Below are 20,404 nucleotides of genomic sequence, written 5' to 3' on the forward strand. Positions count from 1 at the left end.
CAGGCCGGCGACGGAACAAGGAACCAGCATATGGCACGCGATACAACCCAAGGCCGCGTCAAGCGGCGCGAGCGCAAGAACATCACGAACGGCGTCGCCCACGTGAATGCGTCGTTCAACAACACCATGATCACGATCACCGACGCCCAGGGCAATGCGATCTCCTGGTCTTCGGCTGGTCAGATGGGCTTCAAGGGGTCGCGCAAGTCGACCCCGTACGCCGCGCAGATGGCTGCGGAAGACGCTGGCCGCAAGGCGCAGGAGCATGGCGTGCGCACTCTGGAAGTGGAAGTGCGCGGCCCGGGTTCCGGCCGTGAGTCCGCGCTGCGCGCCCTGCAGGCTGTCGGGTTCACCATCACGTCCATCCGGGACGTGACCCCGATCCCGCACAACGGCTGTCGCCCGCCCAAGCGCCGTCGCGTCTGAGCCGCGCCGCTGCGCGGTTTCTCTGTCTCCGGTAGACCGACCGGCCACCATGGCCGGTCGCTAATTGCGAAGGTCATGCACTGATGCTGATTGCGAAGAACTGGCAAGAACTGAAGAAGCCCTCCAGCCTCGAGATCAAGGACGCCGACCGCGGCGGCCGCAAGGCGACTTTCGTCGCCGAGCCGCTCGAACGCGGTTTCGGCATGACGCTGGGTAATTCGCTGCGCCGGGTTTTGCTGTCCTCGCTGCAGGGTGCGGCCGTCACCGCCATCAAGATCGACGGGGTTCTGCATGAATTCTCGTCGGTACCGGGTGTGCGCGAGGACGTGACCGACATCGTGCTCAACATCAAGCACCTGGCGATCCAGATGACCGCCGAAGGGCCGAAGCGCCTGCAACTGACGGCGACCGGCCCCGGCGAAGTCCGCGCCGGCCAGATCACCTCGGTTGCGAACATCGAAATCCGCAATCCCGATCTGGTCATCTGCACGCTGGACGAAGGCGCGACCTTCAACCTCGAACTGACGGTCGACACCGGCAAGGGCTATGTGCCCGCCGCCGCCAACCGCCCGGCCGATGCCCCGATCGGTCTGATCCCGATCGATGCCCTGTATTCGCCGGTGCGTCAGGTCGCCTACAAGGTCGAGCCGACCCGCGTGGGCCAGGAGCTCGACTACGACAAGCTGACCCTTACGGTGGAAACCGACGGCACCATCAGCCCGGAAGAGGCGGTGGCATTCTCGGCGCGCATCCTGCAGGACCAGCTGCAGCTCTTCATCAACTTCGAAGAGCCGCAGATCCATGTGGCAACCGTCGAAGAAGAGACCCCGTCGCTCAATCGCTACCTGCTGAAGAAGGTCGACGAGCTGGAGCTGTCGGTCCGTTCGGCCAACTGCCTGAAGAACGACAACATCATCTACATCGGCGATCTGGTCCAGAAGACCGAGGCCGAGATGCTGCGCACGCCGAACTTCGGCCGCAAGTCGCTGAACGAAATCAAGGAAGTGCTGCAATCCATGGGCCTGCGCCTGGGGATGGAAATTCCCGGCTGGCCGCCCGAGAACATCGAAGACCTGGCGAAGAAGCTCGAACAGGAGTTCTAAACCCGGTCTGCAGGCTTAAATTTTCGGCTCGTTGCCTGCCGGGCCTGGTCCGGGGTACCTGATACGGCCCCTGAACGAACAGGAGTGAACCATGAGACATGGCGTCGCCGGCCGCAAACTCAGCCGCACCACCGCACACCGCACTGCTTTGTTCCGCAACATGGCGGCAGCCCTCATCAAGCATGAGCAGATCAAGACCACCCTGCCGAAGGCGAAGGAACTGCGTCCTTACGTCGAGAAGCTGGTGACGCTCGCCAAGCACGGTGGGCTGGCCAACCGGCGTCTCGCGATCGCCCGTATTGGCGATCTGGATCAGGTCGAGAAGCTGTTCGCAGTCATCGGCCCGCGTTACGCAGCGCGCAGCGGTGGCTACACCCGCGTGCTCAAGATGGGCTTTCGCGCCTCCGATGCGGCACCGATGGGCATCATCGAGTTCGTCGACCGCGACGTTTCCGCCAAGGGCCAGGACTCCGGCCCGGTTGCAAGTACCGACGAAGCGTAAGCTGTCTGCATAATCATTCTGGGAAGGCCGGCCGCTGCGCCGGCCTTTTCGTATCAGGATGGCAACTGCGGGATCAGCTTGACCAGATGATCGAGCGCCGAGAGCACGCGCCGCTCCGCATCCAGCAGGGTACGCTCGCCCTGTTCGCCCCGGTCGGCCAGCCCGGCGAGATAGTCGGTCTCGCGCCGGCATTCGTCGAACACGAAATGCACGCGCTGGTCCGCCATCAGCAGGTGGCTCAGTTGCAGCCCGACCGCCAGTTCCTCGCGCCACCAGCCAAGGGCGATCCGCAGCCGCGCGCCCGTGGAGCCCTGAGCGAAGCCGTTCATCCACCCGATTGCCGGATGTTGTCCAGATTCTGCAGCATTTCGTCACGCCGCCGCATCGCAATCGCCGCGGGGCCGGAACCGCGCTGACTTTCCGGCATCGGGAAGCGCAGGAACCGCAGCCCCATGACGAAGCCGTACAGCGTCATCAGCGCCAGTTGCGACGTCCAGTGGACATTGAAAATCATGGTATGGGAAGGCTGGCTGAGTGCGAAGGCCATCCACAGGATCGACACGCCCGCATAGGCACCGGTCACCATGGTGCCGCCGCGCCGCACCAGGATGCTGTTCAGCGAGTCTTCTTCCGGCAGGCGCCGGTAGCGCAACATCAGCACGCCCCAGAACAGCACGAGGATGGTCTGGAGCCAGATAAGACCGCCGATGAAGTTGGGCTTCGAGAGCTTGTGTCCGTAAAACAGCGTAAACAGGGCAGAGGCGAGCAGGGCGGTCAACGCCAGCCCGGTGGAAATCGCCGTGAGCAGGCGGTCCATAATCGGCGACCGGAGGAGCTGATCGGGCGAAGCCGCTTTCATCGTAAGCTCTGAGTCCATAACCGCACTATTATAAGAGCGAGGCGCACGGCGGCGCTGCTGCATTTTAGCGCGTTGCGAAATTTGTTCCACACGCGTTTCCGCTGCGCACGATTAATTTTCCGTGTCGGCCGCGGGGATTTCGCTCGTTCCCTGGCTGCTCCTGGCTTTCAGCTCGGCGGCCAGCAGCACGGCATGCCGGACACGCGGATATGCGCCGCAGCGGCACAGGTTGGTCATGTGTTCCTCGATGTCGGCATCCGTCGGCTCCGGTCGATCCTCCAGCAGCGCCGCCGCCGCCATGATCATGCCCGGCATACAGTAGCCGCATTGGGGAACCTGAAGGTGCAGCCAGGCGCGCTGGACCGGGTGGCCCGCGTCCGACGCCAAGCCCTCTATGGTGACGACTTCTGCACCTTCCACAGTCTCGAGCGGCACCTGGCAGGACCGCACCGCGACCTTGTCCACCATGACCGTGCAGGCGCCGCAATAGCCTTTGCCACAGCCGTATTTGGTTCCGGTCAGGTTTGCCGTGTCGCGCAGCGCCCACAGCAGGGGCGTCTGCGGATCGAGCAGGAAATCCACGGGCTGGCCATTGAGAAGCAGCTTGGTCATCGAACCTTCGATCAGCCCTTTCAAATTGTACCGCTGCGGCAAGCTGGCCGCTTGCTGCGACCGGATGAGCCGCCTATAACGGCGCAACTTGATCGATATCAACGACAAACAAGCACCGAGACCAAGCAGATGATGAGACTTATTCACCGCTTGACCCTGGCCGGGGCAGCCTGCTCGCCGCAATGGGGCCTGCTTTTGCGGAAGACGCCGGCGCGCTGGTGGGGCAGCCAACGCCTGGGGCAATTGGCCTGCAGCCCGCCGCCAATGCGCTTGCCCACCAGGCGGCCGCCTTCCACAATGACATCCTTATGCCGATTATCACCGTCATCACGCTGCTGGTGCTCGGCCTGCTGTTGTGGATCGTTGTGCGCTATCGTCGCGCTGCGAACCCGACGCCCTCGAAGATTTCGCACAACACGCTGCTGGAAGTGGTCTGGACCGGGGTGCCGGTGCTGATTCTCGTGGTGATCGCCATTCCGTCGTTCCGGCTGCTGTACGCCCAATATGAGGACAAGCCGGTCGACGTGACCATCAAGGTGACGGGACACCAGTGGTACTGGTCCTACGAGTATCCGGATTCGAACGACCTCTCGTTCGACTCGGTGATGCTCACCGACGACGAGGCGGCCAAGGCGGGTGCGCCGCGCCTGCTTGGTGTCGACAACAATATGGTCGTGCCGGCAGGCAAGCGCGTGAAGCTCATCATCACCGCCGCGGACGTCATCCACTCCTGGGCGATGCCGTCGCTGAAGGCGAAGATGGACGCAGTGCCGGGTCGCCTGAACCAACTGCAATTCCAGGCTCCGGACAAGCCGGGCCTGTATTACGGCCAGTGCTCGGAACTGTGTGGCGTGCGCCATGGCTTCATGCCGATCGCCATGGAAGTCCTTCCGGCCGACAAATATGCCGACTGGCTGTCGCAGGCGAAGGCGAAGTTCGCCGCGACGCCGAGCGCGAACCAGTACGCCGACGCCGGCGCCTTGCGCGTCACGCAATAAGATCACGTTACGGAGTCACAGACCATGGCCTACGCAGCGGACGCCCACGGCGATGCGCACGACGAAGCCCGGCTTCTTCACCCGCTGGTTCTTCTCGACGAACCACAAGGACATCGGCACGCTTTACCTGATTTTCGCGGTCATCGCCGGCCTGATCGGCGGCGGCATCTCCGGGATCATGCGGGAAGAGCTGATGCAGCCCGGCATGCAGATCCTGCCCGGCATGGCCGGCGGCCTCGACGGTGCCTATCACCTCTGGAACGTGTTCATCACCGCGCACGGTCTGATCATGATCTTCTTCATGGTGATGCCGGCGATGATCGGCGGCTTCGGCAACTGGTTCGTGCCGATCATGATCGGCGCGCCGGACATGGCGTTCCCGCGCATGAACAACATCAGCTTCTGGCTTCTTATTCCATCCTTCACGTTACTGCTTTTGTCGATGTTCGTCGAAGGGCCGGCCGGCTATAACGGTGTCGGCGGCGGCTGGACGCTCTATGCGCCACTGTCGACCAGCGGCCAGCCGGGGCCTGCCATGGACATGGCGATCCTGTCCATGCACCTGGCCGGTGCCTCCTCGATTCTGGGCGCCATCAACTTCATCACCACCATCCTGAACATGCGGGCCGGGTATGACCCTGCACAAGATGCCGCTGTTCGTGTGGTCGGTACTGGTCACTGCCTTCCTGCTGCTGCTGTCGCTGCCGGTGCTCGCGGGTGCGATCACCATGCTGCTGACCGATCGCAACTTCGGCACGACCTTCTTCGATCCGGCAGGCGGCGGTGACCCGATCCTGTACCAGCACCTGTTCTGGTTCTTCGGGCACCCGGAAGTGTACATCCTGATCCTGCCGGCGTTCGGCATTATCAGCCACATCGTTTCAACCTTCAGCCGCCGCCCGGTGTTCGGCTATCTCGGCATGGCCTACGCCATGGTCTCGATCGGCGTCGTCGGCTTTGTCGTATGGGCGCACCACATGTACACGGCTGGCCTCAGCGTCGACACCAAAGCCTACTTCACCGCCGCCACCATGATCATTGCGGTGCCGACCGGCATCAAGATTTTCAGCTGGATTGCGACCATGTGGGGTGGCTCGATCGATTTCAAGACACCAATGCTCTGGTCGATCGGCTTTATCTTCCTGTTCACGCTGGGTGGCGTGACCGGGGTTGTACTCTCGAACGCCGGGATCGATGCGGCGCTGCATGACTCCTATTACGTGGTGGCGCACTTCCACTATGTGTTGTCGCTGGGTGCCGTGTTCGCGCTGTTCGCCGGCTTCTTCTACTGGATCGGCAAGATGTCGGGCAAACAGTACCACGAAGGGCTCGGCGTGCTGCAGTTCTGGCTGTTCTTCATCGGCGCGAACCTGATCTTCTTCCCGCAGCACTTCCTCGGGCTGAATGGCATGCCGCGCCGGATTCCCGACTATCCGGACGCATTCGCGCATTGGAACCTGGTCTCTTCGTGGGGCTACCGGGTCGTGGCGCTTGGCGTGCTCGTGTTCCTGGTGCAGCTGGTCTACATCTTCTTCTTCGGCAAGAAGGCGGCCGCCAACCCGTGGGGCGAAGGCGCTACGACGCTGGAGTGGACCCTGCCGTCCCCGCCACCGTTCCACCAGTTCAACGAGCTGCCGAAGATCAAGTAAGCAGGACCCGCGGGCCGTCCCGGTGGCGGCCCGCACGCTTTGTAAGGCAGGACTTCGATGTCGCACCTGAGTAGCCAGGCCGAGACGGACATGGCGGTGGCCTGGTCGGCCCGCTGGCAGGATTTTGTCGCGCTGCTGAAGCCACGGGTCATGACCCTGGTTGTGTTCACCGGTCTGTGTGGGCTGCTGGCCGCACCGGGGTCGATCCACCCGATGATCGCCTTTACCGCGATACTGTGCATCGCCGTCGGGGCCGGCGCCGCCGGGGCGCTCAACATGTGGTATGAAAGCGATGTCGATGCGCTGATGAGGCGCACCGCCGGTCGGCCCATACCGGCCGGGCGCATGAATCCGGACGACGCGGCAGCCTTCGCAGTGACGCTTGCCGGCGGGGCGGTTCTGATCATGGGCCTGGCGGTGAACTGGCTGGCGGCGGCCGTGCTGCTGGCCTCCATCCTGTTCTACGTTGTGGTCTATACCATGTGGCTGAAGCGCCGCACACCGCAGAACATTGTGATCGGCGGCGCGGCCGGCGCGTTTCCGCCGGTGATCGGCTGGGTGGCGGTGACTGGCTCCATCGATCCGCTGGCCGCACTGATGTTCGCGATCATCTTCCTGTGGACTCCGCCGCACTTCTGGTCGCTGTCGCTTTACGCGTGCAGCGACTATGCGCGTGCCGGTATTCCCATGCTGCCTGTCGTGGCCGGCGAACAGGCTACGCGGCGGCAGATTTGGAGCTACACGCTGCTGATGGTGGCCGCGACCCTTGCGCCGGTCGCGCTTGGCGAACTGGGCGTGCTCTATGCCGCGACGGCTACGGTCCTGGGCGGCGTGTTCATCGCCGGTGCGCTCAAGCTGCGCCGCACCGGCCAGATTTCGGACGCCAAGCGGCTGTTTGCCTTCTCGATCCTCTACCTGTTCCTGCTGTTCGCCGCGATCGTTGCGGACAGGCTGGTGCTGGCATGACCGAGCGTCCACCCGCAGACCAGGCCGAGGCCCGGCGGCGCGGCCGCAACTATGCAATCGGCGGCGTGCTGCTGGCGCTGGTCACCCTGTTCTATGTCCTCACCATCGTCCGGATAGGGGCAAGATGACCGCCATTGTAGAAGGACGCAGTGCAAACCGCGTCGTGGCCGCAGCCGCTGCCAGCATCGCCGTGGCCATGGTGGGCATGGCCTATGCCGCCGTGCCGCTCTACCGCCTGTTCTGCCAGGTGACGGGCTTCGGTGGCACCACGCAGCGTGCACTGGCGCCCGCGTCTGCGCCGCTTGCTCAGCGCATCGGCGTGCGCTTCGACGCCAATGTCGCCCCCGGCCTCGGCTGGACGTTCAAACCGGTGTTGACCACGGTCAGCCCGCGCATCGGCGAGCAGACCCTGGTCTCCTATACAGCGACCAACAACACGGATCGCCCGATCACCGGCACGGCTACCTTTAACGTGACGCCGGAAAGCGCTGGGCAGTATTTCAACAAGATCCAGTGCTTCTGCTTCACGGAGCAGACCCTGCAACCCGGCCAGGCCGTGGACATGCCGGTGGTGTTCTTCATCGACCCGGCGATCCTCAAGGACAAGCAGGCGCGCCGCATCAGCGAGATCACGCTCAGCTACACTTTTTGAAGTTGAAAACCCAAGCAGACAGGCAATCAACAGGCCAGCCTGACGCCGCGCGCCGCAAGCGCCGTCGTCAGCCGCTAACGAGCAAGACGGAAGGGCACACCATGGCCGCGCACGCGAAACATCATGACTATCACCTGGTCAATCCCAGCCCGTGGCCGTTCGTCGGCTCGATGTCGGCGCTGGTGATGGCACTTGGCGCGGTGTTCTGGATGCATGAGATGCCGGTCGGCCACTGGCTGTTCCCGATCGGCCTGCTCGGTATTCTCGCGACCTTCGCCGGCTGGTGGGGCGATGTCATCAAGGAGGCGCACCAGGGCCACCATACGCCGGTGGTGCAGCTGCACCTGCGCTACGGCATGCTGCTGTTCATCGCCTCCGAAGTGATGTTCTTCGTCGCCTGGTTCTGGGCTTATTTCGCTTTCGCGCTGTTTCCGGACGGCTATCAGGCCATTACCGATGTCACCGGGGCGGAGTGGCCGCCCAAAGACATCGCGGTGTTCGATCCGTTCGTGCTGCCGCTGCTGAACACGCTGATCCTGCTGCTGTCGGGGACGACCGTCACCTGGGCGCACCATGCGCTGCTTGAAGATAATCGCGAAGGCCTGAAGCAAGGCCTGTGGCTGACGGTGGCGCTGGGTGCACTGTTCACCTGCGTGCAGGCCTATGAATACAGCCATGCCGCTTTCAAGTTCAGCGGCCACATCTACGGCGCGACCTTCTTCATGGCGACCGGCTTTCATGGCTTTCACGTGCTGGTGGGGACGATTTTCCTGATCGTCTGCCTGGTGCGGGCCTACAAGGGCCACTTCAAGCCGGAACAGCATTTCGGGTTCGAAGCAGCCGCCTGGTACTGGCACTTCGTCGATGTGGTCTGGCTGTTTCTGTTCATCGCCATCTACATCTGGGGTTCGGACTTCGGCGCCGCCGCGCAGGACTATTTCGCGCCGCATCATGTGGCGGCCGGCGCTGAAGCCCACTAGCGGGTGACGCCTGCCGCCCGTCCAGATGCCATAGCGCTCGCACTTGGCGGGCGCTGCCCGCGGTGCGGCCAGGGCAGGCTGTTCAAGGGCGTCGCCGCGCTTGCCCCTCAGTGCGCCTCCTGCGGGCTGGACTTCGCGGCATTGAACGTCGGCGACGGACCGGCGGCGTTCCTCACCCTCATACTGGGCTTTGTGATTGTCGGCGGCGCGCTGTGGCTGGAATTCGCCGTGTCACCGCCGTTCTGGGTGCACCTTGTGCTCTGGACGCCGCTCTTGATCGGGGCGGTGCTGATCAGCCTGCGTTGCGCAAAGGCTGTGCTGGTGGCGCAGGAAGTTCGCCACCAGGCCCATGAAGGGCGCCTGACGGATGATGCGTAAGCGCCTTTTGCCGAGTCTGATCCTGCTGTTGTGCCTCCCGGTCCTGCTGCGGCTTGGCTTCTGGCAACTGGAGCGCGCGGATTGGAAAGAAGCGCTGCTGACCCGCATCGACGCCAACCGCCAGTTGCCGCTCGCGGACCTGCCGGAGCGGTTCGACGGCGCATGGGACTGGCGGCGCGTGCGTGCTGCCTGCACGCTGGACGGTGGGCCCTGGCGGCGGGTCCGTGGCGGCGAGTCCACAACCGGGGCCAGCGGCTTCGTTTACGAAGCGCGCTGCCAGAACCTGCCGCTCAGTCTCGTTGCGGGATGGGCGGCGCGCCACACGCAACTGCCGCCGAAATCCAGCCGCCTGGTCGTCGAGGGCCTGCTTTACGATCGTCGCGGCGGTGGTGGGCCTGCGCTGATCGGCAAGCCCGACCCGGCGCGCGACTGGGTGCTGCATGCCGATACGCCGCTTGCCGGCCTTGCGCCCGCCGCCAAGCCGTCCGCCGCCAGCATCGCCAACACCCATCGCTCCTACGCGGTGCAGTGGTTCAGCTTCGCGGCGATTTTGTGCGTGGTCTATGCACTTGCGCTGCGGCGGCGCGCCTGACCGCCAAGATGTAGTTTACAATCTGGGCTGCAGCAGCTTGTCCAGCGGGCCGTCCGCTTTGGCGGTCTTCTCGAAGCGCGGATAGCGCAGGCCCTCATGCCAGTGCAGGTCGACCTCGAAGATGCGCTTCTTCGCCTTGACCAGCAGCTTGATTGGCGCCGAGCCGCCCTTGGCCGCCTTGATCGCCGCCGTCAGTTCGTCGGTGGAATAGGCGACGCCGTTGACCGCCAGCAGCTTCATGCCGACCGTCAGCCCGGCGTTGAAGGCCGCGCTGTCCCACAGGACCGTCGAAATTTCGTCGCCACTGCCGACCACAAGGCCGCCAGAGTAGCTGAGGTCGGTTACCCTGTTGCGCTTCTCGACATCCTTGAAGCTCGGGGTCGCTTCATCGGTGTAGACCAGCTTGTAGCCGCTGGCCCCGAAGCCCGCGAGCGGCGCGCGGTCCGAGGTCTGGTCCAGCCGCGCCTTGAGGAAGGCCGCCCAGTCGTGGGGCTGGATGCTGTTCAGGGTCGCGACCACTTCGTCGAAATCGTAGGGGCGCTGGCCGTAGTCGCCATCGCGGGCGGCGAAGAAGGTGCGGGCGAAATCGTCCAAGCCCTTCTTGCCGCCGGATTTCTCGCGGATGATCGAGTCCGCTTCCAGCCAGACCAGCATGCCTTCGTTGTAATAGTCTTCGGAGCGCTGCCAGCTCACCCAGGGTTTTGGCCTGCGCGCCGAGATGATCGGATCGTTGGTGGTGTCCTGGAGCGGCCGCCAGGTCCGGCCCTTGCGGGTATCGAGCGTTGCGGCGATCATCGCCAATGTATCGAGCGTTTCCTGCTTGCTGTAGAGGCCGGAGCGCGCGCTGAGCACATAGCCCCAGAACTGGGTCTGGCCTTCGTAAACCCAGAGCAGGCTGTCGCGCATTGGCGTCTTGTAATCGGGGGTCCAGAGGTCGGCGGGGCGGCGGTATTTGCCGTTCCAGCTATGCGTCAGCTCGTGCGGCAGCAGGCTGCGCCGGCCGGGGCCGCTCGCCCACTCGGTGAAGTACCAGGGCGGTACGCCATTTTCCGAGCTGCGATGGTGCTCCAGGCCGATGCCGCCCATTTCGTCGGACAACGACAGCAGGAAGTCGTAGTGGTCGAACGGGCGCGAGCCGAACAGCTTGAGCGCCTGATCGACCAGGCGTTTGTGAGCGTCGATCTGGGCCGGCTTGGCGTCGAGGAAGCGGGCGTCGTCTGCGACGATGTTGAGGGTGAAGCCCTGGCCCAGGTCCTCGGCGCGGAAATGGCACCCGGCGAACACCGGCGAATCAACCAGCACATCGTAGCTCACCGGCTCATAGGTCACCGTGTCGCCGGCGGTCGTCCCGCGCAGGGCGGTTGCCGCGCGCCAGCCCTGCGGATAGGTGACGCTGGCGCGCACCGGGATCTGCCGGGTGAAATACCCGGCCGGATAGAGGGACATCGCCTCCCATTGCAGGTTGAGCATCGCACCGGTCATCACGACGCGCCCCTGGCTGGGTCGGTCGCGGAGACGAACTGGAAGCCGATATCGAGGCTGGGCGCGCCCTCCGGCACATCGACATGGAAGGCATAAACATCGACCGGATCGCGCCGCCACGCGAGCGTCTTGCCGCCAGCCTTGATTGTCAGCCCAACCAGCTTGTCGATCTGTCCGCGCGGCGCGTGGTTGCCGGGCAGCCATTGCGGCATCAGCAGCGTCATCGGCCCGGCCTTGGCGACCGGAATGGTCTGCTGCACACGGAAGATGCCGCGTGCCGTGTCGGTGGCGTCGACCTTGAGGTCGATGGTGCCGGGGTAGGGTGTATCCTGCGGCACCGGGAATGCACTCGGGAAGGGTGCGGGCTGGGGCGCGCTCAAGCTCTGCGCCAGTACGGGCTGGGACACGGACAGGCAGAGCAGGGTCAGCAGTGGGCGCAGCATCGATATCTCCCGAGAAGTTTTCAGCAATAATCTTGCAGGCCCTGCGTCCGTGGTCCAGCGGAAAGCGCCATTGCCGCGACGCGTTGCGGCTGCTAACGAAACCCGCTGATTTTTCGGCCGGCAGAGTGCGGGAGGACCATGCGCTATATCTCGACCCGCGGCGGCGCACCCGCCCTCGATTTCCAGGCGGTGACGCTCGCCGGGCTCGCCAGCGACGGCGGACTGTATGTGCCGGAGCATGTCCCGGCATTGTCTGCTGGTGAATTCCGCGCGATGGCCGGTCTGGACTATGTCGAGACAGCGGTGCGGGTGATGACGCCGTTCGTCGGCGACACGATCCCGCAGGCTGATCTGCGCGCCCTGCTGACGCAGGCCTATGCCAGCTTCGACCATCCGGCGGTCGCGCCGCTGAAGCAGCTTGATGGCCGCACCTGGCTGCTGGAGCTGTTCCACGGCCCGACCCTGGCGTTCAAGGACTTCGCGCTGCAGGTGCTGGGCCTGCTGTTCGAGCGCTTTCTGGCCAACGCGGACAGGCCGTTGACCGTCGTTGGCGCGACTTCGGGCGATACCGGTTCGGCGGCGATCCATGCTCTGGCCGGGCGGGACAAGGTGCGGGTCGTCATGCTGCACCCCAAAGGCCGCGTCTCGGAAGTGCAGCGCCGCCAGATGACCACGGTGCAGGCGGCAAACATCCGCAATGTCGCCGTTGAGGGCACGTTCGACGATTGCCAGGCGCTGGTGAAGGCGATGTTCAACGATGCCCCGTTCCGTGCGGCGCAGAACCTCTCCGCCGTCAATTCGATCAACTGGGCACGGCTGCTGGTGCAGGTGGTCTATTATGTCTATGCCGCCGTGCGTCTTGGCGCGCCGGACCGCGCAATCGCGTTTGCAGTGCCGACGGGCAATTTCGGCGATGTCTTTGCCGGCTATGTTGCGCACAAAATGGGCCTGCCGGTGCAGCAATTGATTGTCGCCACCAACGCCAACGACATTCTGGCCCGCGCCCTGAACGCCGGCGACTATTCAGTGCGTACGGTTGCGCCGACAACGTCGCCGTCCATGGACATCCAGGTATCCTCGAACTTCGAGCGCCTGCTGTTCGATCTGTGCGGCTGCGATGCCGCGCAACTGCGCGCGATGATGGCGACGTTCGAGGCGACCCGGTCCCTGCAGCTTGCCGCGGATGTCCGGGACGCAGCGGCGCGGTTGTTTCAGGCGTACCGCGCGGATGAGCCAACGACGGCAGCCACCATGCTTGCGGCCTGGATGCAGCTCCATGAGGTCATCGATCCGCACACCGCGACTGGCCTTGCAGCGGCCTGGGCCAGCGACCTGCCTGCAGATGTGCCGCTGATTGCGCTGGCGACCGCTCATCCGGCCAAGTTCCCCGATGCCGTCCAGGCGGCGATCGGGGTCACACCGAAGTTGCCGGACCGGATGGGGACCTTCATGCGCGCCCGGAGCGCTATGACGTGCTGCCGAACGATCTTGCCGCTGTCCAGGCTTATGTTGCACGTGCCGCATGACCATTGATCAGACGATCCTCGAGAATGGCCTGCGCGTCGTCACCTGGGCGCTGCCGGGGCTTGAGACCGCCGCCATCGGCCTGACCATCGACACCGGCTCCCGCTTCGAGGCGGCGGAGGTGAACGGCGTCGCCCACATGCTGGAGCACATGGTGTTCAAAGGCACGCGCCGCCGCTCCGCGCGTCGCATCGCCGAGGAGATCGAGGCGGTCGGCGGCCAGCTGAACGCCTTCACCGGACGCGACATCACCAGCTTTTATGCCCGCGTGCTGGCGGACGACTTGCCGCTTGGCCTGGATATGGTGGCCGATCTCGTGACCGAGCCGCTGCTGGACCCGGACGAACTGGTCCGCGAGCGCGATGTGGTGCTGCAGGAACTGGGGCAGGCGATCGACACGCCGGACGACATCGTGTTCGATCACCTGTATGCGGCGGCGTTCCGCGGGCAGGGGCTTGGCCGGGCCGTGCTCGGCACGGAGGCAAGCATTGCCCGCATTGACCGCCCTGCGCTGGTCGACTGGCTGGACCGGCAGTATCGCGCGGGCTCGATGGTGCTGACGGCGGCCGGCAAGGTCGACCATGCGGCGATCGTCGCGATGGCGCGGGACCGGCTGGGCGGCATCGCGGCGGGCGTGCGCGCCAACGCCACGGCGCCGGAGGCGGTGCTCGGCGGCGAACAACGGGACGAGCGGGCGCTCGAGCAGGTGCAGGTGGCGCTGGCACTGCCGGGGCCGCACTATACCGACCCGGACTATTACCCGCTGATGCTGTTTGCCACCGCGCTGGGTGGCGGCATGTCGTCTCGGTTGTTCCAGGAGGTGCGCGAGGAGCGCGGGCTGGTCTATTCGATCTACAGCTATGTCTCCGCCTACGCCGACACCGGCTACTTCGGCGTCTCGTTTGCAACCGGCGAAGAGCTGGCGCAGGAAGCCGCCACGCGCACCATGGCGACGATGGCGCAGACGGCCACCGGGCTTGATGCGGCAGAACTGGCACGCGCCAAGGCGCAGGTGAAGGCCGGGTTGCTGATGGGGCTGGAGAGCTGCACCGGCATGATCAAGCAGATGGCGCGCCAGCTGCTGCTGATCGACCGGGTGACACCGACGGCGGAAATCGTCGCCCGGATCGACGCCGTGACGCTGGAGGAGGTGCGCGCAAGCGCCCGGCACATGCTCCAGAGGGCAGATGCACTGGCGCTGGCGACAGTCGGCCCGAGCCAGACCGTGCCAGACCGTGCGCGCCTTGCAGGGTGGCTTGCATGAACGACTGGCGGCGCGCCTTGAGCGTTCACGTCGCGGAGCCCTGGCCGGACTATGCACTGCTCGACACCGGGCACGGCCGCAAGCTGGAGCGCTATGGCGCGGTGCGGACGATCCGCCCGGAACCGCAGGCGATGTGGGCTCCGGCCCTGGCCGACTGGCAGGCGGATGCGGAATTCATCGGCGGATCGGACGAGGAAGGCGGCGGGCGCTGGGTGCGCATGCGCGCCGGCCCGGACGCCTGGCCGCTGGAATGGCAGGGGTCAGGTTTCTCGCGAGCTGCACGCCATTCCGGCATCTGGCTTTCTTCCCGGACATGGCGTCCCAGTGGGCGTGGATGCGTGGCCGGATCGGCGGCGGCGAGCTGCTCAACCTGTTCGGCTATACCGGACTGGCCAGCCTGATCGCAGCCACCGAGGGCCCAGGTCACGCATGTCGATGCCTCGAAGAAGGCGGTGACGGCAGCGCGGCGCAACCAGGAGGTTGCAGGGCTGGAGGATCGGCCGATCCGCTGGATCGTCGATGATGCCATGAAATTCACGGCGCGCGAGGTGCGGCGTGGCCGGCACTATCGCGGCCAGATGCTGGACCCGCCGAAGTACGGGCGCGGACCGGAGGGCGAGGTCTGGCAGCTCTCGGAGCATCTGCCCCAGTTGCTGCGCAACGCTGCCGCCCTGACCCCGCCCGAAGGCCCGGCATTCGTGATCCTCACCGTCTATGCGGTGCGTCTGTCCGCGCTGGCGCTGGGCGAGGCGGTCGCGGACGCGTTCCAGGCCTGTGGCGGCACGCTCGATGTCGGCGAGATGGCCCTGCGCGAGGATGCACGCGGCCGCCTGCTGCCAACGGCGCTCAGCGTGCGCTGGTGGCGGGATTAGAGCAACGGACTTTCACAGGCTGCGGAAAAACGACCTGGCACGCCTCAAAGCAGCGTCATTCCGGCGAACGCAGGAATCCATGGTCGCATAAATACACAACAAATATAAGGTGTTAGTCATGGACCCCGGCCTGCGCCGGGGTGACGTTTGTGGGTTTGGTGTGTAGATAACCACTTTTCAGCAACCTGCAAAAGTATCTCCCCTTGAACGCGACGCAGTGCCGGGTCCCCGTCCCATTTCAGTCGAGATGCTTTAGCAATGCGTTAACCGCCATCCGGCATAGGGGAGGTAAACCCTCCCCAGAGGTGTGGATGATCTCCAACCGTCCCTTCGCGCTCGACCCTACTGCCACGCCGGTAGCCCCGCAGGCGAAGCCGTCCCCGGCGCTGGTCGCGCAGCATCTGTGGCAGAAGACGGTATCGGCTGCCCTGGGCACGGACGAGGGCAGGGAGGGCAGCTTCTGGCTGTCGCCGCCAGGCCCCACCCTTGATAACGATCTGCTGCTGCTGCTCCAGCAGTCGCTCGATCAGGCGGTGCCGGTGCAGAGCGGGCCGCTGAGCCTGGGATCGAATGCGGGATACCAACCCTTGTTCGAGGCTGCGGGCGCGCGCACGGGGCTGGCGCCCGCGCTGCTGGCGGCGATCGTCGGCGCCGAGGCGGAAAGCCGCAACGGCGCGTGGGACCCGAATTCACGCAATCCGCGCTCCTCCGCCGCTGGCCTCACCCAGTTTCTGGACAGCACCTGGATCGGCGAAGCCCAGCGGCCGGGCACCTATCTGAACGGCGTCGCCCAGGCGAACGGCTGGCTGACGGCACAGGGGCGTATCGCACCGCAGGCGCGCGAGGCCCTGCTCGATCTGCGCTTCGACCCCGCGCGGCGATCGAGGCCGGGGCCGACTATGCGCGCGGCAATCTGGATGAGCTGCAGGCGCGTGGGCTGCTGCGCGGCGACGAGGACGTACAGACCCAGGCGCGCGCCGCCTATCTGGCGCACCACCTCGGCGTTGCCGACGCCGCCCGCTTTCTCGGTCAGGGCATTGCGCCCGGCCGGGCTGCAACCCTGCTGTCCGCACAGATCGGCGGCGGTGCCGCGGCGCAGCGCATTTCGGCGGCCGGAAATGCCACAGAGGCGCACCGCGACTGGCTGAACGACTATGTCAATCGCAAGATCGATCTGACGCGCTACACCTGAGAGCCACGTTCGGCCACCCGGCGGGCGCTACTCGATATCACCGATCCGCAGCCCGGTGCGCTGGTAGAGGTAGGCCAGCGCCTTGACGCTGAACACCCGCCGTTTGCCGCGCGCCCCGCGCACGATGTACATGCCGGAGGGGTGCCGGAAGAAACCTGGCAGTTCCTCGTGTGATTCCTCGATCAGATAGTCTTTTCATGGCTGGTCAGGCCGCGCCAGCCGCTGAGCGCGATGCTGTGCCGGCGGCTGGTGCGCCAGGCCAGCAGGGCCATCGCCACGACGAGCACATTGACGAGCATCAACAGGGGCAGCCAGAAGCGGCCAAGGAGGGACCTGCTGTTTTCCGGCTCTTCGACGGCTATGACAACCGGAGCCTGCTGCTCGGGCAACCGGTTTGCTTTTTCCGCTGCTCGCGACTGTGCGCGCAGATATTCTTCCGCCCGCTCGCCGTAGAAGGATTTGATGATACCATCGCCGACGAACATGTCCGGCACCGTGCCGTCGCCGCCGCTCAGCGCGATCTCGCCCTCGCTGGTGACCTGGACGCGGATCAACGGCTGCTCGCGGCATTTGACCTTCACGAAGCGCACGCCGGTTGCCGATTTGTAAATCTGATAATCGCTGATCCGGTCGCAGGTCATGCCCCGGTTGACGATTTCCGCCCGCAGCATGCGCGCAATGTCTTCCGCTTCGTTTTCGGTATCGAACAACAGGGTCTTGAACAGGCGCTTGCCGGGGAGGGCGGCGGTTCCTTGGCACTCGGCACCACTGCAGCTTCAGCCGCTGGCTTCGGGGATTTGGCGGCCTGGTCGACCGGCGCGGACAGGACATCGTCCTGCGCGCGCGCATCGACGCCGGTCAGCGATGCGACGAACAGCAGCGCAAGGCCCCCTTGGCGACGGTTCTCACGGATTGGTGGCCCCTGCAGATCATCCAAGACACATTCGATTCAAAACGCGCCCTGTCTCGCGTGGAATGGGGAAAATCAATATTTCTGCGCGATCCAGCACCGGGGTTTACGCTTCGTAAATCCACCAGGCTTAAGATGCGTTTATTAGCAAACGTTTGTGGTTGGGTGTATGGCCATGGCTCGCCGCTTTAGTCTCGGGTTCAAGCTGCCGCTGGCGATTGTTGCAATGGCGGTGGCCAGTGCGCTGTTCGTTCTGGTCAAGACTTCGAACGATGCGCAGACGACATTGATCCGTGATGCCAAGACCGAGGGCGAGGTGATCGTTCATGGGCGCGCCAACGAGCTGAACCAATGGCTGTCCACGCTGCAGATGCTCCTGCGGTCTACTGCGGACAATCCCGAACTTGCGGTCAAGCTGCAGGAATACCGGCAGGCGCTCGCGACTCTTTCCGACAATCCGGAGCAGACGGCGCAGCAACTCTATATCGACAGGAATCCAAACAGTGTCGGCGAGAAACACAAACTGAACGATGCTGGTGACGGCTCGGTCTACTCCCAGGTCCATGCCCGCCATCATGCGTCGCTCCGGGCCTTGCAGCAGGATTTCGGCCTTTACGATCTGTTCCTGATCTCACCTGATGGCGACGTGGTCTACACGGTGTTCAAGGAGCGCGATTTCGCCAGCAACCTCAACACCGGCATTGCCGCAAAGTCCGGGCTGGCGCGTGTCTACCAGCAGATCACCGCGGCGAAGCAGCCCGGCAAGGTAGCACTGGCCGATTTCGAGAAATACGCGCCATCGAACGGTGCGCCGGCCAGCTTCATGGCCACTGGCGTGTTCGGCGCGGACGGCGCGCTGGTCGGCGTGCTGGCGATCCAGCTGCCGATCGATCGGTTGAGCGCAATCTTCAACTATGAGCTGGGTCTCGGCAAGACCGGGCAGATGCGCCTGGTCGGGGTCGATGGACTGATGCGCACCCAGGCGCGGTTCGCCAAGGACAACACGGTCCTTACCGCCAAAGTGGCGCTGCCGGAAGTGACGCAGGCGGTTGAAGGCAAGTCAGGTTCTGGCATCGGCATAGGCATGGACGGCGAGGAGGCCTTGCTGTCCTACATGCCGGTGACCATCCTGGGCGTGCGCTGGGCCTTGATACTTGAAGACCCGACGGAAGAGCTGTTCGCAGCCTTCCATGCACAACGACGGCAGACTCTGGTGATCCTGGCGCTGGGTCTGGTTGGCATCGCGGCCTTCGGCCTGTGGCTGGGGCGCGGTATCGCCAGGCCGCTGGTCGGCGCCACCGGCGCGCTGCAAAACTGGCCGAGCACGACCTGACGGTCATACCGCCCGCCGTGCGCGGCAATGACGAGGTTGCGGATATTTCCGCGGCCATCGGTGTGCTGCGCGACCAACTGATCGAGGCGGATCGGCTCGCCGCTGAGCAGGAAGAACTGCGCCAGCGCGCCGCAGAGGCGCAGGCGCGCAACGCGGAGATGCAGCACCAGGCCGAGATGGCGCGGGCTGCCGATGAACAGCGCGCTGCCGAAGAGCAACGCCGCGCGGTGGTGCAAGCCCTGCAAGCCATGGCGGAGTCGATTGAGCAGGAACTCAACGGCTGCATTCAGCAGATTACCCGTGAGGCCGAGGACATGCGCCAGGCCTCCAAAAATCTATCCGACTCGGCAGAATTTGTGGTCCAGGAATCCGGTGCGGCGGATGGTGATTCGATGGTCGCGCTGCAGGCGGCGCAGAGCGTGGCCTCGGCGTCTGAGGAAATGAGCGCGGCCATTCATGAGATCGCCCGTCAGGTTCATCGCACGGCCGACGTCAGCCGGCAGGCGGTCGACGCCGCCGACAAGACCCGCGCCATCGTCTCCGGCATGGTGAGCGCTGCCGACGAGATTGAGAATGTGGTCAGCGCCATCAGTGCGATCGCCGAGCAGACCAACTTGCTGGCGCTCAACGCCACCATCGAATCGGCACGGGCTGGCGAGGCCGGGCGCGGCTTCGCCGTGGTCGCCTCTGAGGTCAAGAGCCTTGCCGGGCAGACCGCGAAGCTGACCGAGACCATCCGCGTGCAGGTCGCCGGCATTCAGGCCGTGGTCAGTGAGGCGGTCGATGCGATCGACAACATCAATACCCAGATCGCCAATGTCGACGAAGGCTCGAGCATGATCGCCGCCTCCATCGAGCAGCAGTCGGTTGCAACCCACGAAATCTCGGCCAGCGTTCAGCGCGCCGCAGAGTCGGTCGGCATGGTGGTCAACCGTGTCGAGAAGGTGCGCGGCAGCGCGCAGGGCAGCGCAAGTCACGCGCAAGCGGTCTACGGTACGGCCGACCAGCTCACCGGGTCGACCCGGCGGCTGCGCGAACAACTGGTGCGCATGGTGCGTACCGTGGTGCCGGAGGTGGATCGCCGCGCAGCACCCAGGACCAAAGTGCAGATCAAGGGCCAACTGCTGAACAGCGGGGAGACCGTGCCTGTCACGGTCGAGACGGTCGATATTTCACCGCTGGGCGCGCGCATCGAACTGCAGCCGCCAGTTCCCGCTTTGCCCGGAACGGTCGAGATGCGCCTCAACGGCCTGAGTGGCATCATCCGCGCCCGCGTCGTCCAGCACAGCGAAAGTCTGGTGCGCCTGTGCTTCGACGCATCGGAAGAACAGCGCAGTCAGCTTCAGGCGATGGTGGAGCAGGTCGGCGGGCGCATTTCCTACGCCGCCTGACGCAAAACGACCGCCCTTTGAGGGGCGGTCGTTTTTCTCGCGGCCACAAACCATTGAAGACATGGTCGGGGAGAGAGATTCGAACCTCCGGCCCCTGCCTCCCGAAGACAGTGCTCTACCAGGCTGAGCTACTCCCCGGCCGCGTGGACTGGGCGTGCATACCGGCGGGCGTCGGGCGATGCAAGGCGAGAGATGGCGTTAACGTCGTTTTCGTGACCGCCCCGGAAAAAAACGGGGGCGCGCGGTCCCCGTATTCCAATCACATGAAACTATCAG

The 20,404-nt window shown here is 64.8% G+C and carries 18 protein-coding genes, 1 tRNA gene and 4 pseudogenes; 17 read left to right on the forward strand and 6 right to left on the reverse strand.

The window, feature by feature from the left end:
- The first annotated feature begins 30 nt into the window (after window positions 1–30).
- From rpsK to rplQ, 3 genes are all read left to right on the forward strand, one after another.
- Window positions 31–426, forward strand: coding sequence for a 30S ribosomal protein S11 (gene rpsK, locus E6W36_RS13245; protein WP_222872891.1), 396 nt, complete (start codon window positions 31–33; stop codon window positions 424–426).
- Window positions 427–509: 83 nt separating this feature from the next.
- A complete protein-coding gene (locus tag E6W36_RS13250) occupies window positions 510–1,529 on the forward strand; it encodes a DNA-directed RNA polymerase subunit alpha (RefSeq protein ID WP_425459640.1) in 1,020 nt (339 codons plus the stop codon).
- A gap of 91 nt (window positions 1,530–1,620) precedes the next feature.
- Window positions 1,621–2,031, forward strand: a complete 411-nt coding sequence (rplQ, locus tag E6W36_RS13255) for a 50S ribosomal protein L17 (protein ID WP_222872892.1) — start codon at window positions 1,621–1,623, stop codon at window positions 2,029–2,031.
- Between the two features lie 53 nt (window positions 2,032–2,084).
- On the opposite strand, the gene E6W36_RS13260 is transcribed toward rplQ, so the two are convergent.
- Genes E6W36_RS13260 through E6W36_RS13270 form a run of 3 tightly spaced genes read right to left on the reverse strand, consistent with a single transcriptional unit; the run spans window position 2,085 to window position 3,502 of the window.
- Window positions 2,085–2,360 (reverse strand): hypothetical protein, encoded by a 276-nt coding sequence (locus tag E6W36_RS13260; RefSeq protein WP_222872893.1) that lies wholly within the window; start codon window positions 2,358–2,360, stop codon window positions 2,085–2,087.
- Window positions 2,357–2,953 carry a hypothetical protein gene (locus E6W36_RS13265; RefSeq protein WP_222872894.1) on the reverse strand — a complete coding sequence of 199 codons (597 nt, stop codon included), beginning with the start codon at window positions 2,951–2,953 and terminating at the stop codon, window positions 2,357–2,359. Before E6W36_RS13265 ends, E6W36_RS13260 begins: the two co-directional genes overlap by 4 nt.
- A gap of 48 nt (window positions 2,954–3,001) precedes the next feature.
- On the reverse strand, window positions 3,002–3,502 hold the full coding sequence (locus E6W36_RS13270; RefSeq protein ID WP_222874499.1) for a (2Fe-2S)-binding protein: 501 nt from the start codon (window positions 3,500–3,502) through the stop codon (window positions 3,002–3,004).
- A gap of 182 nt (window positions 3,503–3,684) precedes the next feature.
- Here E6W36_RS13270 and coxB point away from each other — a divergent pair, with 182 nt between their 5' ends.
- The 8 genes and pseudogenes from coxB (at window position 3,685) to E6W36_RS13305 (ending at window position 9,717) form a co-directional block, all read left to right on the forward strand.
- Window positions 3,685–4,500, forward strand: a complete 816-nt coding sequence (gene coxB, locus E6W36_RS13275) for a cytochrome c oxidase subunit II (protein WP_222872895.1) — start codon at window positions 3,685–3,687, stop codon at window positions 4,498–4,500.
- Window positions 4,501–4,524: 24 nt separating this feature from the next.
- A pseudogene (gene ctaD, locus E6W36_RS13280) lies at window positions 4,525–6,149 on the forward strand (cytochrome c oxidase subunit I).
- A gap of 57 nt (window positions 6,150–6,206) precedes the next feature.
- Window positions 6,207–7,115 carry a heme o synthase gene (locus E6W36_RS13285; protein WP_222872896.1) on the forward strand — a complete coding sequence of 303 codons (909 nt, stop codon included), beginning with the start codon at window positions 6,207–6,209 and terminating at the stop codon, window positions 7,113–7,115.
- Entirely contained in the window at window positions 7,112–7,243 is a 132-nt protein-coding gene (locus tag E6W36_RS20900) for a hypothetical protein (RefSeq protein ID WP_281277338.1), read from the forward strand. Before E6W36_RS13285 ends, E6W36_RS20900 begins: the two co-directional genes overlap by 4 nt.
- Entirely contained in the window at window positions 7,240–7,767 is a 528-nt protein-coding gene (locus tag E6W36_RS13290; protein WP_222872897.1) for a cytochrome c oxidase assembly protein, read from the forward strand. The genes E6W36_RS20900 and E6W36_RS13290 overlap by 4 nt, the downstream gene beginning before the upstream one ends.
- Before the next feature lie 101 nt (window positions 7,768–7,868).
- Window positions 7,869–8,747 (forward strand): cytochrome c oxidase subunit 3, encoded by an 879-nt coding sequence (locus E6W36_RS13295; protein ID WP_222872898.1) that lies wholly within the window; start codon window positions 7,869–7,871, stop codon window positions 8,745–8,747.
- A gap of 3 nt (window positions 8,748–8,750) precedes the next feature.
- The gene (locus E6W36_RS13300; protein ID WP_222872899.1) at window positions 8,751–9,125 is read left to right on the forward strand and encodes a DUF983 domain-containing protein; all 375 of its coding nucleotides are present in this window, start codon (window positions 8,751–8,753) and stop codon (window positions 9,123–9,125) included.
- Between the two features lie 28 nt (window positions 9,126–9,153).
- Window positions 9,154–9,717 (forward strand): SURF1 family cytochrome oxidase biogenesis protein, encoded by a 564-nt coding sequence (locus tag E6W36_RS13305; protein WP_222872900.1) that lies wholly within the window; start codon window positions 9,154–9,156, stop codon window positions 9,715–9,717.
- A gap of 15 nt (window positions 9,718–9,732) precedes the next feature.
- Here E6W36_RS13305 and E6W36_RS13310 read toward each other — a convergent pair.
- Window positions 9,733–11,642: pseudogene (locus E6W36_RS13310) on the reverse strand (M61 family metallopeptidase).
- A gap of 138 nt (window positions 11,643–11,780) precedes the next feature.
- Here E6W36_RS13310 and thrC point away from each other — a divergent pair.
- The 4 genes and pseudogenes from thrC to E6W36_RS13330 all read left to right on the forward strand — a co-directional run bounded on the left by thrC (window position 11,781) and on the right by E6W36_RS13330 (window position 16,450).
- Window positions 11,781–13,168 (forward strand): annotated as a pseudogene (gene thrC, locus E6W36_RS13315) (threonine synthase).
- Window positions 13,165–14,430 (forward strand): M16 family metallopeptidase, encoded by a 1,266-nt coding sequence (locus E6W36_RS13320; protein WP_222872901.1) that lies wholly within the window; start codon window positions 13,165–13,167, stop codon window positions 14,428–14,430. The pseudogene thrC and the gene E6W36_RS13320 overlap by 4 nt, the downstream one beginning before the upstream one ends.
- Window positions 14,427–15,302, forward strand: a pseudogene (locus E6W36_RS13325) (class I SAM-dependent rRNA methyltransferase). Before E6W36_RS13320 ends, E6W36_RS13325 begins: the two are co-directional and overlap by 4 nt.
- Before the next feature lie 311 nt (window positions 15,303–15,613).
- The gene (locus E6W36_RS13330) at window positions 15,614–16,450 is read left to right on the forward strand and encodes a lytic transglycosylase domain-containing protein (protein ID WP_222872902.1); all 837 of its coding nucleotides are present in this window, start codon (window positions 15,614–15,616) and stop codon (window positions 16,448–16,450) included.
- Window positions 16,451–16,676: 226 nt separating this feature from the next.
- Here E6W36_RS13330 and E6W36_RS13335 read toward each other — a convergent pair whose 3' ends face one another.
- Window positions 16,677–17,204 (reverse strand): hypothetical protein, encoded by a 528-nt coding sequence (locus tag E6W36_RS13335; protein ID WP_222872903.1) that lies wholly within the window; start codon window positions 17,202–17,204, stop codon window positions 16,677–16,679.
- A gap of 375 nt (window positions 17,205–17,579) precedes the next feature.
- Between E6W36_RS13335 and E6W36_RS13340 the strand changes: the two genes are divergently transcribed.
- On the forward strand, window positions 17,580–18,737 hold the full coding sequence (locus tag E6W36_RS13340; RefSeq protein ID WP_222872904.1) for a cache domain-containing protein: 1,158 nt from the start codon (window positions 17,580–17,582) through the stop codon (window positions 18,735–18,737).
- 17 nt (window positions 18,738–18,754) lie between these two features.
- Window positions 18,755–20,128, forward strand: a complete 1,374-nt coding sequence (locus E6W36_RS13345) for a methyl-accepting chemotaxis protein (RefSeq protein ID WP_222872905.1) — start codon at window positions 18,755–18,757, stop codon at window positions 20,126–20,128.
- 62 nt (window positions 20,129–20,190) lie between these two features.
- Here E6W36_RS13345 and E6W36_RS13350 read toward each other — a convergent pair.
- Window positions 20,191–20,266 (reverse strand) — tRNA-Pro (locus E6W36_RS13350).
- Between the last annotated feature and the right edge of the window lie 138 nt (window positions 20,267–20,404).

Source organism: Hankyongella ginsenosidimutans (assembly GCF_005144965.1).
In the GTDB taxonomy this organism is placed as follows: Bacteria; Pseudomonadota; Alphaproteobacteria; order Sphingomonadales; family Sphingomonadaceae; genus Hankyongella; species Hankyongella ginsenosidimutans.